Origin of the sequence: Amycolatopsis sp. cmx-11-12, from assembly GCF_046269425.1 — a bacterium.
Lineage (GTDB): Bacteria > Actinomycetota > Actinomycetes > Mycobacteriales > Pseudonocardiaceae > Amycolatopsis.
On sequence record NZ_JADNQM010000006.1, the window covers coordinates 279,631 to 301,109 of the forward strand.

Annotated in this window: 17 protein-coding genes; all 17 read right to left on the reverse strand. The window is 68.4% G+C overall.

Going from position 1 to position 21,479, the window contains the following annotated elements:
* Nucleotides 1-11 precede the first annotated feature (11 nt).
* The 17 genes from ACLARN_RS11005 to ACLARN_RS11085 all read right to left on the reverse strand — a co-directional run bounded on the left by ACLARN_RS11005 (nt 12) and on the right by ACLARN_RS11085 (nt 21,404).
* On the reverse strand, nt 12-1,028 hold the full coding sequence (locus tag ACLARN_RS11005) for a multicopper oxidase domain-containing protein (RefSeq protein WP_409491230.1): 1,017 nt from the start codon (nt 1,026-1,028) through the stop codon (nt 12-14).
* 14 nt (nt 1,029-1,042) lie between these two features.
* The gene (locus ACLARN_RS11010) at nt 1,043-1,930 is read right to left on the reverse strand and encodes a sugar phosphate isomerase/epimerase family protein (protein WP_409491231.1); all 888 of its coding nucleotides are present in this window, start codon (nt 1,928-1,930) and stop codon (nt 1,043-1,045) included.
* Between the two features lie 10 nt (nt 1,931-1,940).
* The gene (locus ACLARN_RS11015) at nt 1,941-2,945 is read right to left on the reverse strand and encodes a sugar phosphate isomerase/epimerase family protein (protein WP_409491232.1); all 1,005 of its coding nucleotides are present in this window, start codon (nt 2,943-2,945) and stop codon (nt 1,941-1,943) included.
* Entirely contained in the window at nt 2,945-6,034 is a 3,090-nt protein-coding gene (locus ACLARN_RS11020; protein ID WP_409491286.1) for a ThuA domain-containing protein, read from the reverse strand. The genes ACLARN_RS11015 and ACLARN_RS11020 overlap by 1 nt, the downstream gene beginning before the upstream one ends.
* A 212-nt stretch (nt 6,035-6,246) precedes the next feature.
* A complete protein-coding gene (locus ACLARN_RS11025; protein ID WP_409491233.1) occupies nt 6,247-7,620 on the reverse strand; it encodes an alkaline phosphatase family protein in 1,374 nt (457 codons plus the stop codon).
* Nucleotides 7,617-8,687, reverse strand: coding sequence for a metabolite traffic protein EboE (gene eboE, locus ACLARN_RS11030; protein WP_409491234.1), 1,071 nt, complete (start codon nt 8,685-8,687; stop codon nt 7,617-7,619). The genes ACLARN_RS11025 and eboE overlap by 4 nt, the downstream gene beginning before the upstream one ends.
* Nucleotides 8,684-9,547 carry a TatD family hydrolase gene (locus tag ACLARN_RS11035; RefSeq protein ID WP_409491235.1) on the reverse strand — a complete coding sequence of 288 codons (864 nt, stop codon included), beginning with the start codon at nt 9,545-9,547 and terminating at the stop codon, nt 8,684-8,686. Before ACLARN_RS11035 ends, eboE begins: the two co-directional genes overlap by 4 nt.
* Before the next feature lie 2 nt (nt 9,548-9,549).
* A complete protein-coding gene (locus ACLARN_RS11040; protein ID WP_409491236.1) occupies nt 9,550-10,965 on the reverse strand; it encodes an EboA domain-containing protein in 1,416 nt (471 codons plus the stop codon).
* Nucleotides 10,962-11,810 (reverse strand): SCO3242 family prenyltransferase, encoded by an 849-nt coding sequence (locus tag ACLARN_RS11045; protein ID WP_409491237.1) that lies wholly within the window; start codon nt 11,808-11,810, stop codon nt 10,962-10,964. The genes ACLARN_RS11040 and ACLARN_RS11045 overlap by 4 nt, the downstream gene beginning before the upstream one ends.
* The gene (locus ACLARN_RS11050) at nt 11,807-12,964 is read right to left on the reverse strand and encodes an inositol-3-phosphate synthase (protein WP_409491238.1); all 1,158 of its coding nucleotides are present in this window, start codon (nt 12,962-12,964) and stop codon (nt 11,807-11,809) included. Before ACLARN_RS11050 ends, ACLARN_RS11045 begins: the two co-directional genes overlap by 4 nt.
* Nucleotides 12,965-13,072: 108 nt before the next feature.
* Entirely contained in the window at nt 13,073-14,242 is a 1,170-nt protein-coding gene (locus tag ACLARN_RS11055; RefSeq protein ID WP_409491239.1) for a Gfo/Idh/MocA family protein, read from the reverse strand.
* A gap of 40 nt (nt 14,243-14,282) precedes the next feature.
* Entirely contained in the window at nt 14,283-15,335 is a 1,053-nt protein-coding gene (locus ACLARN_RS11060; RefSeq protein WP_409491240.1) for a substrate-binding domain-containing protein, read from the reverse strand.
* 22 nt (nt 15,336-15,357) lie between these two features.
* Nucleotides 15,358-16,374 carry an ABC transporter permease gene (locus tag ACLARN_RS11065; protein ID WP_409491241.1) on the reverse strand — a complete coding sequence of 339 codons (1,017 nt, stop codon included), beginning with the start codon at nt 16,372-16,374 and terminating at the stop codon, nt 15,358-15,360.
* Nucleotides 16,371-17,873: a sugar ABC transporter ATP-binding protein gene (locus ACLARN_RS11070; RefSeq protein WP_409491242.1), complete on the reverse strand. Its 1,503-nt coding sequence runs from the start codon at nt 17,871-17,873 to the stop codon at nt 16,371-16,373. Before ACLARN_RS11070 ends, ACLARN_RS11065 begins: the two co-directional genes overlap by 4 nt.
* Entirely contained in the window at nt 17,870-19,099 is a 1,230-nt protein-coding gene (locus ACLARN_RS11075; RefSeq protein ID WP_409491243.1) for an ROK family protein, read from the reverse strand. The genes ACLARN_RS11070 and ACLARN_RS11075 overlap by 4 nt, the downstream gene beginning before the upstream one ends.
* 401 nt (nt 19,100-19,500) lie before the next feature.
* Nucleotides 19,501-19,983 carry a hypothetical protein gene (locus ACLARN_RS11080; RefSeq protein ID WP_409491244.1) on the reverse strand — a complete coding sequence of 161 codons (483 nt, stop codon included), beginning with the start codon at nt 19,981-19,983 and terminating at the stop codon, nt 19,501-19,503.
* Nucleotides 19,984-19,997: 14 nt separating this feature from the next.
* The gene (locus tag ACLARN_RS11085) at nt 19,998-21,404 is read right to left on the reverse strand and encodes a hypothetical protein (RefSeq protein WP_409491245.1); all 1,407 of its coding nucleotides are present in this window, start codon (nt 21,402-21,404) and stop codon (nt 19,998-20,000) included.
* Nucleotides 21,405-21,479 lie beyond the last annotated feature (75 nt).

Genomic DNA, 21,479 nt, shown 5'->3' on the forward strand with positions numbered 1-21,479 from the left:
TCCTTTCAAGACTAGTGGTGGGCGTGGGCCGAAACGCCGCTGGCGTCCGGCTTGGCCGTGGAATGCTGGTGTCCCTTGAAGCGGTCGATCGCCGCTTGCGCGCCCGCGGGCATCCCGCCGTCGGCGTTGCGGACCAGGAACACCCCGGACATGCCGTCGTCCGAATGCTGCTGGACGTGGCAGTGGTACATCCACGCGCCCGGCCCGACGCCGTCACCGGCGATCACCTGGAACCCGAAGGAGTTACCGGGGTCCAGGGTCTTGTTGTCGAGGATCGGGGCGTTGTCGGTCGCGCTGGTGAGCATGCCGGTGCGGGTGTCCGCCCAGCGGTGCGCGTGCAGGTGGAAGGTGTGCATCAGGTTGCCGTGCCCGATGCAGATGAACTCGACGCGTTCGCCGAGGTTCGCCTCGAAGATCGGCGTGTTCGGGGCGATCTGGTGGTTGATCCACATTTCGGTGAACACCACGGTGAACTGCTTGCTGGGCAGCAGATCCCCGCGTTTGCGCACGATCAGGCCGCCGTAGAGTCCCTTCATCAGGCCCGCTGTGCCGTGGTCCCCGCCGAACGCGTGATCGTGGTAGTGCCAGTACCCCGCGCTGCCGGGCATCCAGAAACCGTTGGCCGCCTGGTAAGCCGTCCGCGTCTTCCAGGTGTAGGTCTTGGTTTCGTACGGTTTGTTGAAGGAATCGTTGAACGGCGAGCCGTCGGATTTGGTGTCGTAGTTGACGCCGTGCGGGTGGATCGAGAGCCGCTGGTCGGTGTTGTTGACCAGTTCGATCACCAGCGTGTCGCCCTCGTAGCATTCCAGGAGCGGTCCGGGGATCGTCGGTTTACCGGGCTCGAGCCCGTAACCGACCCGGGTCGAGCCGGGAACGTAGTCCGCGTACACCGTGATGTTGCGGGTCATCCCTGCCGCGGCGGCGGGTGCCGACCCGGCGCTGGCCGACACCACGACCGGGGCGATGACCCCGGCCGCGGTGCCCGCGAGCATCGATCTGCGGGACAACCCGCGTTTGTTCGTGTCCATTGTGGATTCCCCAGCTAGAAGCGGACGTTACGGAGATAGGTGAATCCGGTCTGGGCGGTGCTCAGGGGATCCGTGGGGTTGTCGTGCTCGACGATGTACTCGGCGAGATGGGGACGGGTGTGGCGGAAGATGCGCGGGAAGTCGATGACACCCTTGCCGGGGTCGACCATCTTCCCGTCGGCCGTCCGGTCCTTGACGTGGTACTGCACCACGCGCGGGAAGTGCCGGCGGTACAGCGAAATCGGGTCGACGCCGCCTTCCACCGCCCAGAACAGGTCGATCTCCAGGTGCACGTAACGCGGGTTCGTGTTCCTGGTGAGCACGTCGTACGGACGCACGCCGCCGATGGGGGCGAATTCGTGCGCGTGGTTGTGATACCCGAGTGGGATCCCGGCCTGGCGGAACTTCCGCGCCGCCGTGTCCATCCGCCCGGCGAACTGCTTCCAGCCGTCGATGGTGTCGAAGTTCGCCCACGGCACGTTGGCGCGGGTGTTGCCGAGGACCTTCGCGTCCGCGATGGTCTTGTCGAGATCGCCGTCGATGCCGGTGTGCGTGGACGTCGCCTTGATGTGGTTCTTGTCCAGCAGACCGCGGAACTCCTCGGCCGTCCGGCCGTAGGTCCCGGCCAGCTCGACCTTCCGGTAGCCGATATCCGCCAGCGCGGACAGGGTGCCCGGCAGATCCGCCTGCAGCGCGGTGCGCAGGGAATAGAGCTGGATGCTGATCTTGTCCACCGGAACGCGGCCCCGACCGTGGTGGCCGTGTCCCTGGTCCTGCCCCTCCTGCGCGGCATTGGCCACACTTGGCAGGGCTACCGCCGCACCCACCGCGACCGCCGCCGTCGCGGCACCTCGGAGGAGCGACCGTCGAGAGTGGAACCGCTCAGCTTCTTCACCGCACATGAAACCGCCCTCACTTCTGGTTGCTGAAAGCCGCGTCGAAGGCCGCCGACGGCTTGTCGAACAGGAGCCCCCGCAGATAGGTCACGGCTTCCGCCGCGCCCCGGAGCCGGTCCATGCCGGCGTCTTCCCACTCCACCGAGATCGGACCGGCGTAGCCGATCGAATTCAGTGCCCGGAAACAGTCCTCCCACGGCACGTCGCCGTGCCCGGTCGAAACGAAGTCCCAGCCGCGTCGGGGGTCTCCCCAGGGGAGATGCGAGCCGAGCCGTCCGTTCCGTCCGTCGAACCGTTTCCTGGTGTCCTTGCAGTCCACGTGGTAGATCCGGTCGGCGAAATCGAGGATGAAGCCGACCGGGTCGAGGTCCTGCCAGATGAAATGCGAAGGATCCCAATTCAGCCCGAATGCCGGACGGTTGCCGACAGCTTCGAGCGCACGCTTTGTCGTCCAGTAGTCGTAAGCGATCTCCGACGGATGGACCTCATGGGCGAACCGCACGCCGACCTCGTCGAAGACGTCGAGGATCGGGTTCCAGCGGTCCGCGAAGTCGGTGTAGCCGTCGTCGATGACCGCCTGCGACACCGGCGGGAACATCGCGACGTACTTCCAGGTCTTCGACCCGGTGAAGCCGATCACCGTGTCCACACCGAGTTTCGCCGCCGCACGGGCGGTGTCGGCCATTTCCTGCGCTGCCCGCTGCCGGACGCCTTCCGGTTCACCGTCGCCCCACACCCTGGACGGGATGATGGCCTGGTGGCGTTCGTCGATGGGGTCGTCGCAGATGGCCTGGCCGACGAGGTGGTTGGAAATGGCCCACACCTTGAGGCCGTGTTCGGCGAGCAGCTTCAGTCGCCCGGGCACATAGTCCTCTTCGGACAGTGCACGGTCGACCTCGAAGTGGTCGCCGGAACACGCGATCTCGAGGCCGTCGTAGCCCCACTCACTGGCCAGCCTGCACACCTCGGTGAACGGGAGATCCGCCCACTGGCCGGTGAACAAGGTGATCGGACGGCTCATCAAGACTCCTCAAAAGTGATCGCGTCTACATCGAACAAGCCGCCGGAACCGCCCTTGAACACGAGGAACAGCGGGCCGGTCCCACCGGGGTCGGTGATGGCGGAGGCCGGGATGTCGGCATAGGTGTCCCAGCCGCCGGTGTTGGCGACGGTGACCGTCTGGACAAGCGGGCCATCCACCGCACCCGAGCGGACCTCGATCGTGCCGCCGGCCCCGCCGGAGGAGACCCGGTAGCCGATACCGCTGACACCCACGAGGTTCACCGGGTCGAATTTGATCCAGTCACCGGATTCGATGTGGCCGACGCGTTTGCCGCCACTGGCGCCGTCGTGCCCGACGACCTCGATCCCACTGGACTGGGTGTAGAACTCCGCCTGCTTCAGCTTCGGCTGCAGGATGGACTCCGCCTCGCCGGTCAGCGCCGGGACACCGTTGCCCCCGTTGTCGGTGTAGCTGGCGTTGATGACGCCGAACACGTTGGCGTCCGCGCCATGGCCTTCGTCCGCCGGGGTGGCGATCGTGCCCTCACAGCCGGTGGCGCGGCTCAGCGGATGTCCGTGGCCCTCGTGACCGAGGATGTATTCGACGGTCACCTTGGCGCAGTCGATCGGATTGTCCTCGGCGTCGGTCACCTCGACCTTGAACGGGACCTTGTCGCCGAAACTGAACACGCTGCCGTTGACCGGCGTCTTGAGCGTGACCACCGGTGCCGTGTTGCCGACGGTGACCACCACACTCGCCGAACCGGTCAGACCGGTGGGATCGGTGACCGAAAGCTTCGCCGTGTACTGGCCGTTCGCGGCGTAGGTGTGGGAAACCGGCGCGGCTTCGGTGGAATCGGTCGTGCCGTTCCCGTCGAAGTCCCAGGCGTAGGTGAGTGCTCCGCCGTCGGGGTCGTTCGTCCCGGCCGGGTCGAACTTGACGGTCAGCGGTGCCTGGCCGGACGTCTTGTCCGCGGCCACCCGGGCCACCGGCGTCCGGCGTCCCTTCGTGTAGTCGACGCGGTAGACCGCGGATTCCTTGGAGCCACCGAAATACCCGGTGCCGTAGTCGAGGACGTACATCGCGCCGTCCGGGCCGAATTCGACGTTCATCGGGCGGACCAGGTCCATCGAGTCGAAGAACGGCTTGATGGCACCGCGTTCACCGTTCTTGCCGACGGTGATCTCCTTGATCCAGCCGCGTTCCCATTCGTAGGCGAAGGTCTTGCCGTTGAAGTACTCCGGGAACTTCGTCTGCGACGGGTTCTTCGCGTCGAACTGGTAGACCGGACCGCCCATCGGGGACTCCGGACCGGTCCCGAACTCGGGCACCGAGCCGCCGTCGTAAGGAATCCACGCCTTCTCGACCGGGGGCAGGTCGGTCAGCCCGGTGTTGCGCGGGCTGGTGTTCTTCGGCTTGGCGCAGTCGAAGGCGGCACCGGACTGCTTGGTGGCCAAGTCGTAGTCGATGAACGGCTGGTTGTCGCCGATACAGTACGGCCAGCCGAAGTTGCCCGGCTTCTTGATCAGGTTGAACTCGACCGTGCCACCGGGACCGCGCTTCGGGTCGGCGGTACCGGCGTCGGGGCCGTAGTCGGCGAGGTGGATCCAGCCGGTCTTACGGTCGACGGCGAACCGGAACGGGTTCCGGAAGCCCATCGCGTAGATCTCGGGCTTGGTCTTGGCCTTGCCCTTGGGGAAGAGGTTGCCCTGGGGAACGGTGTATTTACCGTTCGCGGCGACCTTGATCCGCAGCACCTTGCCGCGCAGGTCGTTAGTGTTCCCGGAGGTGCGCTGCGCGTCGTAGACCGGGTTGCGGTCGGCGCGTTCGTCGATCGGGGTGAAACCGTCGGAGGAGAACGGGTTGGAATCGTCCCCTGTGGACAGATACAGGTTGCCCTGCGCGTCGAAGTCGATCTCACCGCCCGCGTGGCAGCAGATGCCGCGCTCGGCCGGCACCTGGAGGATCTTCTGCTCGCTCGCGAGGTCCAGGTTGTTGTCGGCGGTGAGCTTGAACCGCGAGAGCTGGTTGTGGCCCTTGAACGGCGCGAAATCGGCCGCGGTGCCGTTCTCCGGCGCGTCACCGGCCGGGGTGTTCAGCTTGGGCGCGTAGTACAGGTAGACCCAGCGGTTCTTGGCGAAGTCCGGGTCGATGGCGACACCCTGGAGGCCGTCCTCGTCGTGGTTGTAGACGGGGATCGTCGCGGCCAGTTTGGTCGTCGCCGACGAGCTGGTGTACCAGACGCGGCCGTCGCGCGAGGTGTGCAGGACGTCGCGGTTGGGCAGCACGGAAAGCGCGATCGGCTCGCCGGTCTTCTCCTCACCCTTGGCGAGGGTGATCTGGTCGAAGTCCGCGTCGACCGGATCCGGGGTCTGCTTGGCGCAGCCCGCCTCGCTCAGTTTGGTGGCGTACTTGATACCGCCAGCCAGATGCTTGCGAAACGCGGGCTCGGCGTAGGACTCCTTGGTGTGCCCGCCGCCGGTGTACCAGGAGCGGCCGCCGGAGTTCTCGTGGCACCAGGCGATCGGGTGATCGCCCATCGCGCCGTCGCCGGGCTGGTAGCTCTTCTCGTCCAGGCTCGCCAGGACGTTGACCTTGCTGCGAGGGTTCTCGCGGTAGTTGTACCACTCGTCGGTGCGCGGCCAGGTCTCCGGAAGATCCACAGTGGACACATGGTCATGGTCTTCGACCTTGACGTTCGCCTTCTGGATCTGCGGGTGGGACTTGAAGTACGCCCCGACCAGGTCGCCGTACCAGGGCCAGTCGTACTCGGTGTCGGAGGCGGCGTGCACGCCCACGTACCCGCCGCCTCCCTTCACGTACCGCTCGAACGCGGCCTGCTGGTCCGCGTTCAGCACGTCACCGGTTGTGGAAAGCCAGACCACGGCGTTGAAGCGCTTGAGGTTCGCGTCGGTGAAGGCCGCCGCGTCTTCGGTGGCTTCCACCCCGAAGTGGTTCTGCGCACCCAGTTCCTTGATCGCCCGGATCCCCGTGGGGATCGAATCGTGACGGAATCCCGCGGTCTTGGAGAACACGAGCACCGTCGCCGCTTCGTGCTCCGGTGCGGCCTGCACCGGTAGCGCGACGCCTGTCAAAGCCGTGACCATCGACGTGACGAGCACGCCTAGTCGTCGTTTCAAGGACATAGCTGTGGCGATCCTTTCGATGAGCGGCGGCGATCAAGGAAGGAGTTGCGGGGTGGAACTTTCCTTTCGTGAGATCCGGGGAGGGGGTGTCGCGAAAGCCACTTTCGGGACACCAGACGTCGCGAAAGTGGCTTTCGCGACACGTCCCGGCTAGCCGGCCTCTGACCCTCCCGTCATTTCAGGCCTTGCAGGGAAAGGAGCAGCGGATGTACGTCGGTCGCGCCGATGCGGCCGGACGGCTGGAACGACGGATCCGAGCAGAGCAGCACCGGACCGTCCTCAGTGGAATCAGGCAGTCGCCCGTGCGAGCCGCGCACCCAGCGCGGGTCGGTCGGGACGACGTCCATCGCGTACCGCAGTCCGGCGAACTTCTTCGCCAGGTTGAGTCCGGCCCGCGCCTTGGCGAACTTGTCCTCCGGGTCGAAGAACAGCTCGGCGGGGTCGTAACCCGGTTTACGGTGGATCTCGACGCCGCGCGCGAAGTCGGGCTTCCGCTCGTCGTCGAGCCAGTAGTAGTAGGTGAACCACGAGTCCGGCTCCGCGACCGCGACGAGGTCGCCGGCGCGTTCGTGATCCAACCCGTAACGAGCCTGCGCCTCACGGTCGAGGACCTCGTCGACGCCGGTCAGTTCGCCGACGATCGAACGCACTCGCTCCACATCCGAAGAGTCGCGGACGTAGACGTGCGCGACCTGGTGGTCGGCGACGGCGAACGCGCGCGACGCCCATGGGTCGAGGTACTCCATGCCCGCTTGGGTGTAGACCTCCAGCAGACCCTCGCGACGCAGCGCCCGGTTGATGTCGACCGGCCTGCTGACGTTCGTGATCCCGTACTCGCTGAGCGCGACCACGGTGGCCCCGGCGTTGCGGGCGTCGTCGAGCAGCGGCGCGAGCGCGTTGTCCAACTCCCGCGCCGCCAACGCAGCCTGTGGCGCGTCGGGGCCGAAGCGCTGGAGATCGTAGTCCAGGTGCGGGACGTAGGTCAGCAGCAGATCCGGCCGCTTCTCACACAGGATCTGCCGGGACGCGCCGATCACCCACTTGCTCGATTTGATCGACGCCGTCGGGCCCCAGTACTGGAAGAGCGGGAACTCCCCCAGCGCACCGGTCAGCTGATCGTGCAGTTCCGGCGGGCGCACGTAGGCGTCCGGGGATTTGCGGCCGTCGGCGTGGTAAATCGGCCGCGGGGTCACCGTGACGTCGGTGCTCATCCCCATCGCGTACCACCAGCACACGTTCGCCGACGTGTAACCGGGGTGCGCCGCCCGCGCGGTCTCCCACAGCTTCTCGCCACCGACGAGCCGGTTGTGCTGGCGCCACAGGAAGATCTCGCCGAGTTCGCGGAAGTACCAACCGTTGCCGACGATTCCGTGCTGGGCGGGCATGAGTCCGGTGAGGAACGTCGACTGCGCACTGCAGGTGACGGCGGGCAGCACCGTGCCCAGTTCGGCCTGCCAGCCGTCGCGGGCGACGGCGGACAGGTTCGGCATGTCCCGCAACGCCTTCGGGGTCAGCCCGACGACGTCGATGACGACCAGCGGCTTCATGCGGAAGCCCCTTCCCTGGTGAGGTTCGCCTTGGCCCACTCGAGTTCGGCGGCGATCCCGCCGACGAGGTCACCCGCGTCCGGGAGCACGCTCCAGGTGTAGGTCTCGACCTCGATATGCGGTTCGCCCGGCAGCCCGGCGGCGACGGTGCGCAGGACGTCGGTCGTGGTGGCGAGCGGCGCGGCCGGAGCTTGGTGCAGCGGCATATGGAAGTGCACGCGCCACGGGCCCTCCCCCGGCAACTCCGTCCATGCCTCGGGCAGGTCGTCGGCCTTGTGCACGACACCGCCCGAAAACTCTCGCACCTGGTGGAGATAGCGCGGTTCGGCGAAGGCGGCCAGTGCTTCTCTTGCCTCAGCAGGCTTCTCGACGTGCAGCGCCGCGGAGGCCTGCACCTTGACGATGTCCACATCGGACGCCGCGATCGCCTTGAGGGTCTCCGCCGGGTCGGCGAAGGACACCGCGAGGTGACAGGTGTCCAGGCACAGCCCGACGTACTCTGGGTCGACGCGGCCGGACAGCCAGCCGAGCGCGTCGGCGACGGTGTCGAGGACACAGCCGGGTTCGGGTTCGACGGCCAACTTGATCGGCCGGTCACCGATCGCCCGCACGACCTGGCCGAAAGCCTCGGCCGCGCGGCGGTCGTCGTGCTCGGTCCACGGCTCGCGCCACGCGAGCGGCAACGTCGAGATGCTGCCGTACGTCGCGTCCTCGGCGAGCAGGTCGGACAGCACGTTCACGCAGTCGATGGTGTACGCGACCCGGTCCGGATCAGTCCACTCAGGACGGTAGACCGCGTGCTTGACGACGTCGTCGTGGAAACCGCCGTACGGGAACGCGTTCAGCGTGTAGACGCTGAGTCCGCGCGCGTCGAGTTCGGCACGGAAATCCTTGCGCGCCTGAGGGTCGTCGGCGAGGCCGCGCGCGACCGGCGCGGAAAGCCACAGCCCGACGCCGAGCCGATCGGCGCCCAGCCGTTCACGCACCGGGAGCGCGTACCGCTCCAGCTGCGCGACGATGCCCTCGACGTCTTCGGCGGGGTGGACGTTCGTACAGTAGGAGATCATTTGCGGGCACCTCGCAGGACCGAGTTGCCCTCGAAAGTCACTGCCTCACCGGTGAAACCGGGCAGCGGGTCGAGGGTGAGTCGGCCACTTTGGCCGTAGAAGTCGACCGGGTTCTGCCACAGCACCTTGTCGACGTCGGCCTCGGTGAACCCGCCGTCGAGCATCGCCTGCCCGGTCTTGGCGGTCTTCAGCGGGTCGGAGCGGCCCCAGTCCGCGGCCGAGTTGACGATCATCTTGTCCAGCCCGTACCGGCGCAGGATCTCGACCATCCGATGTTCGTCCATTTTGGTGTCCGGGTAGATGGAGAAACCCATCCAGGCACCGGAATCCTTGACCAGCTCGACGGTGACCTCGTTGAGGTGGTCGACGACCACGCGCTCCGGCGCGACGCCGGCCTCACGGACGACGTCGAGTGTGCGCTTGGTGCCTTCCAGCTTGTCGCGGTGCGGAGTGTGCACCATCACCGGAAGATCGTGTTCGAGGGCCATCGCCAGTTGCTGCGCAAAGACCTCGTCCTCTTCCTTGGTCATCGAGTCGTAGCCGACCTCGCCGACCGCGACCACGCCGTCCTTCGCGAGGTACCTCGGCAGGACGTCGAGCACCTCGCGGCAGCGGGGATCGTTGGCTTCCTTGGGGTTCAGCGCGATCGTGCAGTGGTGCCGGATGCCGAACTGGGCGGCGCGGAACCGTTCCCAGCCGATGAGCGCGTCGAAGTAGTCGGTGTACGAGCCGACGCTGGTGCGCGGCTGCCCCAGCCAGAACGCGGGTTCGACCAGCGCGCGGACACCGGAGGCGTACATGGCTTCGTAGTCGTCGGTGGTCCGGGAGGACATGTGGATGTGGGGATCGAAGATGCGCACTGCTAGTGCCCTTCCTTGAGCAATGAGAGGGCGTCGGCGGGAACGTCACGTCCGGCCGCCCTGCGTTCGTCGGCGAAGTCGGCGAGCATGCGTCTGAGCTCGTCGTCCGCGCGGGAAGTGAGGTCCGCGACGGCGGCCAGTGGCACGCCGACGAAGACGCATTTGAGGACGCCGTGCCGCCAGGTGTGCCCGTCGAGGTGCCGGGCGAAGGCACCCATGGCGGCGGCGACCAGGCGGATGTCGTTGGCGCGCAAGGCGTCTTGGACCAGCTGGACACCGGCGTCGACGACTTCGGCCGCCGGCGACTCCAGCGCGTTGAGTCCCCGCAGCACTCCGCGCCGCTCGGCGTCGTCGCCGTAGCGGTAGAGGTCCCGCAGTTCCGCGGCCAGCGCCGAGGAGTCGAGGACGTCGGCCAGCACCGTGACGAGCCGGACGCGCGCCCGGTCGTCAAGCGTGCCGTGGACCAGCCCCTGCGGATCGGTACCGGGTCGCAGTGCCGCCCGGCCGACCTCACGGCCGACGGCCGGGAAGACCGAGCCGACGACCGACGGCTTCTCCCGGATCCGGCGTTCCGCCTTGTCCAGCCACGACTCCGGCATCGCCGCGGTCAGTGCCGTGAAGGCGCGCCGCGCGGCGTCCGGCGCGGCGTGGCTGTGCCGAGGCAGCTCGACAGCGGCCAGCCCGGTGTAGCCGATCTCCGCCAGTGCCGCCAAAGTCGCGGGCAGATCCAGCTGCCCGTCACCGAACTCCAGATGCTCGTGGACCTTCGGCAGCATGTCGTCCAGTTGGACGTTCCACAGCAGCGACCCGGCGAGGCGGACGCATTCGGCCGCGTCCACCGGCTCGACGGCGACGCAGTGCCCGACGTCGAGCGTGACGCCGAACAGCTCCGGTTCGCCGAGTTCCTTGCGCAGGTCCAGTACCTGGCCCAGATGCTGCACGAGGTGCCCGGGTTCGGGCTCCATGGCCAGCCGGACGTTCAGCCGCGCGGCGTGCTCCAGGACCGCCGCGACACCCTCACGCAACCGGGACCACGCGACATCGTTGTCCACAGTGGACACACCGGACCAGAACGACACACAATCCGCCCCGAGGTCGCCCGCGATCTGCAAGGCTCGCGCCAGGAAGTCGATCCGGAGCGCGGGATCGTCGGACAGCAGCGTCGGCGAGTGCTTGCGCCACGGGTCGAGCAGGTATCGCGCGCCCGTCTCGATGACGACGCGGTTCAGGCCCAGCGCCGAGAGCCGGGAGGCCACGTGGTCGACCTGCCGCGCCAGATCGTCGGCGAACGGGTCGAGGTGGTCGTGGTCCAGCGTCAGCGCCACCCCGGTGTACCCGAGGTCGGCGATCACCGCGAGCGCGTCGTCGAGGCGGTGGTTGGAGAACCCGTTGGTGCCGTATCCCAAGGAGAAGCTCATGTGGGGCTCACCTTCCGCGACAGCTTGCGGGCGATCGGCAGCGCGGCCGCGACCAGCGCCGCCCCCAGTACCGAGCCCTTGGCCGTGATCGCCGCCTGGAGCGGGACCATGCCGTGAATGCCGGTCTTGGTCGCCGTGCGCACGGCCTTCGCCGACGGGTCGCGGACGGCGTCCGCCTGCGCCCGGCCGACCATCCCCGCGTAGCCCGAACCGGCCGCCATCGAGGCCGCGCGATGCCAGCCACCGCGGGCCGGACCGGTCAATGCCAACGTTGTCGCCGCGCAGCTGGTGGCGAGTGCGGCGCGGGCCGTCGCCGGATCCGCGCCGTGGACCTCCCCGGTGGACAACGCCGTGACGCCGAGCGTATGCACGCCCACCGCCACTGCGGCGGTGGCGGCGAGGCGGGTTTCGCCACCGGCGCCCAGCAGGACGTCGAGCGTGCGGCAAGCCGCCATCGCCACCGGTCCGGCCGGAGTCGGTTTGAGCACGGTGTCGTAGGCCCAGACCGCGGCCGCGAGCGGGACCGCGACCTTCATCGCCGTGCGGCCACCGCCGAGCGCGGCCAGGCCGAGCCCGGCCGCGGTCAGCGCGGCGCCGGTGGTGAGCGCCGCGCCGGCACTCACCCGCCCGGACGGGATCGGCCGCTCGGGACGCTCCACGGCGTCGAGCTTCCGGTCCGCCCAGTCGTTGAGGGCCATCCCGGCCCAGTAGAAGGCGACCGAGGACAGCGGCAGCAGCAGCCGTCGCCCGGTCATCTTGAGCCCCGCCGCGGCGGACCCGGCGACCGTGTCGCCGAGCACCGTCAGCGCCGCGGGCGCCCGGACGAGTTCTACGTAAGCCTTCACAGGGCTCCTGCCCAGGCGATCAGGCGAGCGGACTGCTCGGCGAAGCGGTGCTCGTCGCTGCCCAGCGGGTCCTTGAAGAAGAAGCCGAGTTCGGTCAGCGCGCCGCTCTGGCCCGCGGCGTGCGCGGTGGTGACCAGGCGAGCGAGGTCGAGGATCAGCGGCGCCGCGAGCGCGGAGTCGTAGCCGGTCCAGGTGAACTGCAGGCTCATGCGCGCGCCGAGGAATCCCTCGAACGACACGTGGTCCCACGCGGTCTTGACCTCGCCGAGGTCCGGCACGTTGTCGATGTGCAGTGGCGCGACGACGTCGTCGCCGAGCAGTGCCGCGAGTCCGCGTGCCTTCGATTCCAGCTTGCTGTTCGCGGTCACCGGGTCGGCCAGGGTCTCGCCGTCACCGCCGCCGAGGAGGTTGGTGCCCGCCCAGGAACGGACCTTCAGCGCCCGCGCGCTGAACATCGGCGCGAGAACGGTACGGAGCAGGGTCTCCCCGGTCTTGCCGTCGGAACCCGCGTACGGCAGGCCTTCCCGCTCGGCAAGCTGCCGCAGCGCGGGCAGGCTGATCCCGGCCGACGGCGTGAACTCGACGTACGGAGCCCCCGCTTTCAGCGCCGCGTAGGCCGTCAACGAACTGGCCGGGAGCACCGCCCGCGCCGGGTCGTCCAGCGCCTTCTCCAGCGAGTCGAGGTCGTCGTGTTCGGGAAGGTGGGGACACGGGGCCTCGGTGGAGGACACGTTGACCACCACGACCCGTGCGAGGTCGTGCCGGTCGGCGAAAGCTCGCATGTCCGCGGTGAGCCGGGCGGCCGCGTCGGCCTGGGCACCCGTATGCGTCGCCGGGTGATAGCCGTCGCGGATCTCGGCGTCCACTTCGGCCAGCCCGGACCGGACCGCCGAGAACACCGACTGCCCGAACACGCCGGCGTGCGCCAGCTGCTCGGCCCGCTTCTCCAGCGGGGTGTGCACGATGTCGTGCCCGCCGAGGACCAGATCATCCCAGCCCGGCAACGGAACATCGGCGAAAGCGGGCAGTTCGGTGACGCAACCGCCACCGCCCGTCACCCCCGCGCGGAGGGCGAGCAGCCCGACCGCGGCGGTGGTGGCGACAGACCCCCTCGCACCGATCAACCAGATGCCCGTACGCTCGTGAGCAGGCATTTCTCCACCTTTCCAAACCCGAAAACACCAACCTCGGATGGTCGGACGTTTCGGATCGAACCAAGTCGCAGTGATAGCCGTCATGCGACTTTCGGCTGGATCTACTCCTCAGTTACTCCCCTTAGCAGTGACGCCGGGCACAGCGGTCCATCGAGCCTCTTCGGCCGCGCTGCGCTCGACCGCGTCGAGGACCTGCTGAACCCTCAATCCGTCCTCGAAGGACGGCTCGGGATCCGTGCCGTCGCCGATCGCGGTGAGCAGGTCGGCGACCTCGTTGGTGAAGGTGTGCTCGTAGCCGAGGAGGTGCCCCGGCGGCCACCAGACCCCGACGTACGGGTGCTCGGGTTCGGTGACCAGGATCCGGCGGAACCCGGCCTCGGTGGCGGGTTGCCCGCCGTCGAACCAGGACAGTTCGTTCATCGATTCGAAGTCGAACGCGAGGCTCGCCTTCGACCCGTTGATCTCCAGCCGCATCGCGTTCTTACGGCCCAGCGCGAACCGGGTCGCCTCGAAACTCGCGACGGCCCCGCCGGTGAACCGGCCGAGGAACAGGGCGGTGTCGTCGACCGTGACCCGCCCGGTCCCGCCGTTCCCGTCCGGCCGCTCCTTGACGAAGGTGTTGGTGAGCGCGGAAACCCCGGTGATCTTCTCGCCGGTGACGAACTGGGCGGCGTCGACGATGTGCGCGCCGAGGTCGCCCAGCGCGCCGGAGCCCGCCTTGTCCTTGTGCAGCCGCCAGGTCATCGGCGACAGCGGGTCGGACAACCAGTCCTGCAAGTAGACCGACCGCACGTGGCGGATCTCGCCGAGCGCCCCGCTCGCGACCAGCTTCCTGGCATGCGCGAGCGCGGGCACCCGGCGGTAGTTGAAGGCCACCATCGACCGGACACCGTTCGCCCGTGCCTTCGCCGCCGCCTCGGCCATCGCTTCGGCTTCGGCGAGAGTGTTGGCGAGCGGTTTCTCGCACAGGACATGCTTTCCTGCTTCGAGCGCGGCGATCGCGATCTCGGCGTGGCTGTCGCCCGGCGTGCAGATGTCGACAAGGTCGACGTCGTCGCGGGCGATCAGCGCACGCCAATCCGTCTCGACGTCTTCCCAGCCGAACCGTTCCGCTGCGGCCTTCGCCCGCACCTCGTCACGGCCGCCGAGCACGGCGAGTCTCGGGATCAGCGGTGGCGTGAAGAACCGGTGCACACTGCGCCACGCGTGCGAATGCACCGCACCCATGAACGCGTGGCCCACCATGCCGATCCCGATCGTTTCCCTTGCCGTGCTCATACCCCTCCTAGAATCCGCCTGCGTGTCGGGAGTGCTGGGTTTACGAGTCGAAGCCGACGTCCATGTACTTGTCGACGTTCTCCTTGGTGACCACCGCGGAGTACGTGGTGATCTCGGCGGGGATCTCGTGCTCGGCGAAGTCACCGGCGCCCTTGCCCTGGCCGAGAAGCCGCGCGAGCGAGATCGCCGAAGACGCCATCGACGGGCTGTAGAGCACCGTCGCCTTCAGCGGCTCGGCGTCGGACTTGATCAGGTTCATCGCGTTCTTCGAACCGGCGCCGCCGACCATCAGGAAGTTCTTGCGGTTGGCGTTGTTGATCGCCGCGATCACACCGACACCCTGGTCGTCGTCGTGGTTCCAGAGCGCGTCCAGTTTGGGCGCGGACTGCAACAGGTTCGACGTCTGCTTCTCGCCCGACTCCGGCGTGAACTCCGCGGAGACCCGCGGGCCGACCGCGAAACCCTGACGCGCCAAGGCATCCTTGAAACCCTTGCTGCGTTCCTGGGTCAGCGGCAGCGAGTCGATGCCCGCGACCTCACCGATGATGGGGCTGGCGACGTTCTTCGCCTTCATCTGCTGGGCGATGTAGTTGCCCGCGTTGACGCCCATGCGGTAGTTGTCGCCACCGATCCAGGTGCGGTACGCGAGCGGGGTGTCGAAAACGCGGTCCAGGTTGATCACCTGGATACCGGCGTCCATCGCCTGCTGGCCGACCGCGGTCAGCGCCTTGCCGTCGAACGGCAGGATCACCAGCACGTTGACCTTGGCGTTGATCAGCGTCTCCACCTGGGAGATCTGCTGGTTGACGTCGTTGGTGCCCTCGGTCGCGTTGAGCGTGACCTCACTGAACTTCTGCGCCTGCGCGCGGGCGTTCTTCGTGATGGCCGCCATCCAGCCGTGGTCGGCGGCGGGCGCCGAAAACCCGATGGTGACGGGACTTCCGGGCTGCGCGTTGCTACCCGCGTTCGCGACGTTGGCGGCGTTGTTCTGCGCCGGTGCCTCGTTCGAGGTGCACGCGGTCAGCAGCGCACCCGCTCCGACGGCCGCGCCTCCCAGCAGGAAACGGCGGCGATGCAGGGATTGTTCGGTCATGACGACTCTCCATCCACGGTGATCAAGTACTCGTCTTGGTTTTCTTCACGGAGCGGAACTGCAGTAGCGCGGCCAGCACGATGATCACGCCCTTGGCGATGTTCTGGATGTCGGTGTCCAGGTTGTTGAGCGTGAAGATGTTGGACAGCACGGTGAAGATCAGCACGCCGATCAGGGTGCCGATGAGCGAGCCGCGGCCACCGGTGAGCAGCGTGCCGCCGATGACGACCGCCGCGATGGCGTCGAGTTCGTAGAGCATGCCGTTGGTCGAGGCGCCCGCGGTGGTGCGGGCGACGACCATCAGCGCGGCGATACCGCAGCACAGTCCGGCGACGCCGTAGACGAGGGCGGTGTGCCGCTTGACGTTGATGCCGGCCAGCCGCGACGCTTCCGCGTTGCCGCCGACGGCGTAGGTGCGGCGGCCGAACGTGGTGCGGTTCAGCACCACCCAGCCGACCGCGAACACCAGCGCGAACATCCAGATCAGCACCGGGATGCCGAGCAGGTCACCGCGGAAGAACTCCAGGAAGCCCGCTTCCGACACCACCTGCGTGCGGCGGCCGCTGATGCGTTCCGCGAGGCCGCGGGCCGAGACGTACATCGCCAAGGTCGCGATGAACGGCACGATTTTCCCGTAGGACACCAGTATCCCGTTGACCAGCCCGCAGCCGAGGCCGACGAGGAGTCCACAAAGGATCATTACCCACGGGCCGTAGGACTGGGTGGCCAAGGTGGTCAGCCAGACGCTGGAGAGCGCCACGATCGACCCGACCGAGAGGTCGATGCCACCGGCGATGATCACGAACGTCATCCCGACGCTGACCACGCCGATGGCCGCGGCGAGCCGCAGGATCGTGGAGATGTTGCCTTCGGTGAAGAACTGGTCGGGCCGGGTCACCTGGCCGACGATGCACAGGATCACCAGCACCCCGGTCAGCGCGAGCAGCCGGGAATCGAGTGAGAAGGCGAACCCCTTCTTCTTGGGTGGTACGGGTTCCACGGCGGTTCCCGTACGCACCGACTCGGCTTGGTCAGTCACGCCGCACTCCCCTCGAGAATCACGTCGAGCACATCCGCCTCTGTCAGCTCCGCAGACGGCTTTTCAGCCAGGACACGTCCTTCACGCAGCACCAGCACCCGGTCGGACAGTCCGAGTACTTCGGGGATCTCACTGGAGACCAGCACGATCGCGACCCCGGTCGCGGCCAGTTCGGCGATCAGCCGGTACAGCTCGGCCCGCGCGCCGACGTCGACCCCGCGCGTCGGCTCGTCCAGCAGCAGCACCCGGCAGCCGCGGACCAGCCAGCGCGCGAGCACCGCCTTCTGCTGGTTGCCGCCGGAGAGCGTGCGGATGATCCGCTGCGGGTCGGCGGGCCGGAGATCGAGGCGCCGCAGGCTTTCCCCGGCGTCCTCCAGTTCACGGGACCGGTCGGAGAAGCCGAACGTCGCGTACTTGGAGAGGCTGGCCAGCGTCACGTTGTGCGCGACGGACAGGTCCAGCAGCAGGCCCTGGCTCTTGCGTTCCTCCGGCGCCAGGCCGATCCCGGCCTTGACCGCCGCGGACACACTGCCTCCCCGGATGGTGTTCCCGTCGACCGAGACCGATCCGGTGTCCTGCTTGCGCGCCCCGAAGATCGTTTCCAGCAGCTCACTGCGGCCCGAACCGACGAGGCCCGCGATACCGACGACCTCACCCGCGTGCACGGTGAAGGTCACGTTCTCGAACTCGCCGACGGTGGTCAGGTTTTCCACCTTGAGGACCTCGGTGTCCGGGTCCACGTGCTCCTGGTGACGCGGGCCGAAGACGGTCTCGACCTTGCGGCCCGCCATCAGCGCGACGAGGTCCGAGGTCGGGGTCTCCTTGGCGTCGAGGCCGGTGGAGACGGTCCTGCCGTCCTTGAGCACGGTGACGCGGTGCCCGATCCGGCGCAGTTCTTCGAGCCGGTGGGAGATGTAGACGATCGCGACCCCCTCGGCGGTCAGTTCGCCGACGATGCGGAACAGGTTGTCGACCTCTTCCCCGGCGAGCGCCGCGGTGGGCTCGTCCATCACCAGCAGCTTCGCGTCGTACGCGAGCGCCCGCGCCATCGAGACCAGCTGCTGTCCGGCGGCGGACAGCTTGCCGACCTCGGTCGACGGCGAGATCTCCGGATGCCCGAGCCGGGCCATCAGCTCGGCGGCCTTGTGCCGGGATTCGCTGATCCGCGTGAAGCCGAAGGTGGCGCGCTCGCGGCCGAGGAAGATGTTGTCGGCGACGGAAAGCCCGGGTACCAGGTCGAGTTCCTGGTACATCGTGGCGATGCCGATCTTCAGCGCGGCGACCGGTGAGGGCAGCGTGACCGGCTCGCCCTGCCAGGTGATCTCGCCTTCGTCGGGACGGTGTGCCCCGGCGAGGGTCTTGATCAAAGTGGACTTGCCCGCGCCGTTCTGGCCGAGGAGACAGTGCACCTCGCCGGGTTCGACGTCGAAGTCGACGCCGTCGAGCGCACGCACCCCGGGGAAGGTCTTCACGATCCCCCGGACGGATAGCAAGGTCATGCCGGCGCCTCCTCGGCCTCGGTGGCAAGCGGAACGAGCGTCGGATCGGCGAAAAGCCGTTCGGTGGCGAGGTGGGCGGCGCCGCGCAGCGGGGCGGTGGTGCCCAGCGGCGACGGCTCGACGCGGCAGGCGGGATCGTGCCCGAGCGGCCGCGCGGACAGTTCGCGGCGCACCGGCTCGACCAGCCACTCACCCAATTCGGCGAAGTAGCCGCCGAGCACCACGACGTCCGGGTCGAGTACATCGACCACAGTGGACACCGCGATGCCGAGCGCGACCCCGAGTTCCGAGACCGCCGCGACCGCGCGCTGGTCACCGCACTGCACACGGTGCTTGAGCAGCCCGACCCGACCGTCGACGCCGAGTGCGGGATCGTGCAGCGGGTCGCCCGGTGAGGCGGCGCCGCGCAGCACGGCGTTGAGCCCGGCCTTGGTCTCCAGGCAGCCGACCCGGCCGCACTGGCACTGCTCGCCGGACGGATCGACGGTGATGTGCCCGACCTCGCCGGCGAAACCCCTGGCACCACGCAGGATCGCGCCACCGGACACCAGCCCGCCGCCGACGCCCATCCCGCCGCTGAGGTAGAAGAGTTCGCTCACCCCGGCACCGACCCCGGCGACCGTTTCGCCGACCGCGCCGAGGTTGGCCTCGTTGTCGACCGCGATGGCGTCGACCGGCAGCCCGAGCCGGGCGGCCAGGAGATCGGCGATCTCGGCGTCGCGCCAGCGCAGGGTCGGCGCGAACCGCAGCACCGCGGCGGCCGAGTCGACCAGACCGGGAACGGACACCGTGACGCCGACCGGCCGCTCGTCGCGCAGCACCTGCCCGGCGAGGAAGGCGAGTTCGTCCATGCTCCGGTGGAGGCCGAGCGCGGCGACGTCGGCGGTCTCGACCCGTTCGGCGATGACGCGGCCTTCGAGGTTCGTGACGACGGCGGCGAAGCGGTCGGCCTCGACGCTGAGCGCGAGCCCGTAGGCGCTGGCGCCGTTCAGCTCGACCAGCTGGCTGGGCCTGCCGTTGCCGCCTGCCTGGAGTCCGGCGGAGCGGACGAGGCCGCGTCCGGACAGCTCGGTGATCAACCCGGAGACGGCCGCCTTGGTGAGCCCGCACCGCGCCGCGAGCTGGGTACGCGAGAGCGGCCCCGCACGCAACGCCCGCAGGAGCGCGGCGAGGTTCGCCGTGCGTGGGCTGACCGGGTCGAACTGCCCGGATTCAGTCGCGGCCACACTGCCCCATTTGACGACGCCTCACTTACGAATCGGCCGTAACAAACTTTGTTACTTAGCCAGCGAAAGTAGGGTGGTCAGTGTCACTCGTCAAGGTGACAACAGGACAGAAATGGCCTCCGTCACCCGAATAGCCGTCCAGATCGGTACAGACTTTCGCACTTTGCATGCAAAAGTCTGTACGATCTTGACGTTACTAATCGGAGTCGAGTGAGTGCCTAACGTGCCGCCGGGCGCCTCTCCTGAGACCACGCAGCGCTACCGCCGCGCCCCCTCCCCCATGCAATGAAGGGGCCTTTCATAGCAAATTTTGCTATGAAAGGCCCTTTCATTGCAGTCCTGGAGGCGGACCACAGGGCTCAGTCAGCTACTGAGGGTGCAGGCCCGGTCCGTGGCCGAGGTCAGTCTCGGACAGCGTCCTCTGGCCAGACGACCGTCACCGGGAGACCCCGCTCGCGCGCCGCGTCGACGACGTCGGCCGTCCCGCCGTGCCCACCCGCGAGCCCGCCGTCCCAGACCGCGACCAGAACGTCCACACCGGTCAGCAGATGTTCACTGGCCGCCATGTAGGCCGTGCGGTTCGACTCCGGGAAGGGCAGGGTGTGGACGGCCGCCGCCCGGCCGATCAGCTCGTCGAAGTGGGCGGCGTTGTCCGGCTTGACCTTCCGGTCGCGATAGTCACGGGCGGGGAGGACGACCTCCACCGAGCCGCCAAGGTCGAGCACGACCCGGGCGAAGACCTGATCGGCACCGCGAGCCAAGCAGGTCACGCCGACGAGCGGCTCGCCCGCCAACCCGGCGAGCACCCCGTGAAGCGCATCGGCGACCAAGGGCACGGTGGCCCCGGACAGGTTCGTGTGGCCGGTGATTCCGATGCGGGGCAACGAAGTTCCTCTCGTCAGGCGGCGGTCAGCATCAGGACGGCGTCACGCGCGTCCCGCACGGCGGGCACCGTAGCGAACACCGCTGCTTCACGATGGAAGTCCCTCAGCCGCACGCCCACCCTTCCGGACACCCAAGCACCGGCGGACGGCAGCGCTTCGGCGATCAGCTCCGCGGCCCTTTCCGGCTCCCGGGAAACGAGGTGGGCCCTGGCGAGCCCCACGAGGTCGAAGATCCGGTTGCGGGCCCGGCTCGGATGCCGCAGGTCCAGCGCCCGGCCGATGTAGTCCTGCGCGGTCACGGCGTAGCGAACGTCGTGGCGCGCCAGATCCCGGTAACGGGCACCGATGACGCCCGCGAGTTCCGCGCTGTCGAGACTTCTCGCCGAAGGGGTGCGCGAGTCGAGGTCACGCACTCCTTCGCTGTGATAGTCCTCGGCGAGGGCGACGGCTCGCCTGAAAGCTCTCGCTTCACCTTGTAGCGCGTAAGCCCACGCCTCGCGGGTCGCCAGAACGGCTCGGAGTCTGGGCGACGCGGTGCGCCTTGTGCAGTACTGGGCGAGCTGGATGACCTCGAGCCCGTCACCCGGCCGTCCCAGGTCGAAACACTGGCGTGCGAGCGAGGCCAACGCGACCGCGGCAAGTGCGTCGTCCCCTGCCGCGTGGGCGAGCTGGGCGGCGAGGACGAAATAGCGCTGGGCCGCGCCGCTTTCCCCCACGTCCCAAGCCATGGTGGCGGCGATGTCCGCGATCTCGGCTCCGACCCGGAACCCCCGGACGGTCTCCGGAGTGCCCTGCGGCGCGGCACGCAGACGACGGACGTGTGCCCCCAGTTGCGCGGCGACGGCTTGCCGGGACAGAGCGCCGTGCGCGGAATGCCAGGAACGCAGCACCTGGACGAACCGCTCGGCGGCGTCGAGTTCGGGTGTGCTGAAGGCGCTTCCGTCACGATGGGCGTCGACGGCGACCGGCCACAGGAACGGCTGTAACTCAGTGGCGAGTGCTGAGCCGAGTCGCGGTCCGGCGAGCGGACTTCCCCGGGCCGCGGTCAGGAGATCGTGGTCGGTCAGCACGATCGCCCGCTCGATCATGTCCCTGGAGTCCCACTGCGAACCGAGGGAAGCGGGTGACGTCCGCGGCTCGGCCAGCGCTCGGCGAGGTGGCGTGAAGCCCAGGGCAGCGTCGTCCACGGCACCGAGAACGTGCCGAAGGCCCGCGCGGTAGGCCGCGTTGGGCCACCTCGCGACGCCTCTCTCGAGTTTCGCCAGGTAGTGCGCGTCCAGTGCGTGCCGTTTACCGGTGGTCTCCCACAACCAGGCGTTGACCGCCTCGGCGACCTCTGCCCGGCCCGCCTGCTCACCGGGCGCGCCGGGCGAGGGCAAGCGCTCTCGCGCCGCCCGCAGCAACCTGTTCGGCTCGGTCATCGGTCCCTCCCCGATCACACGAAGTGTAGTCGTCCGCGACCGTGTGGTCACCGGCTCGTGAAGCTGCCCCGGCTT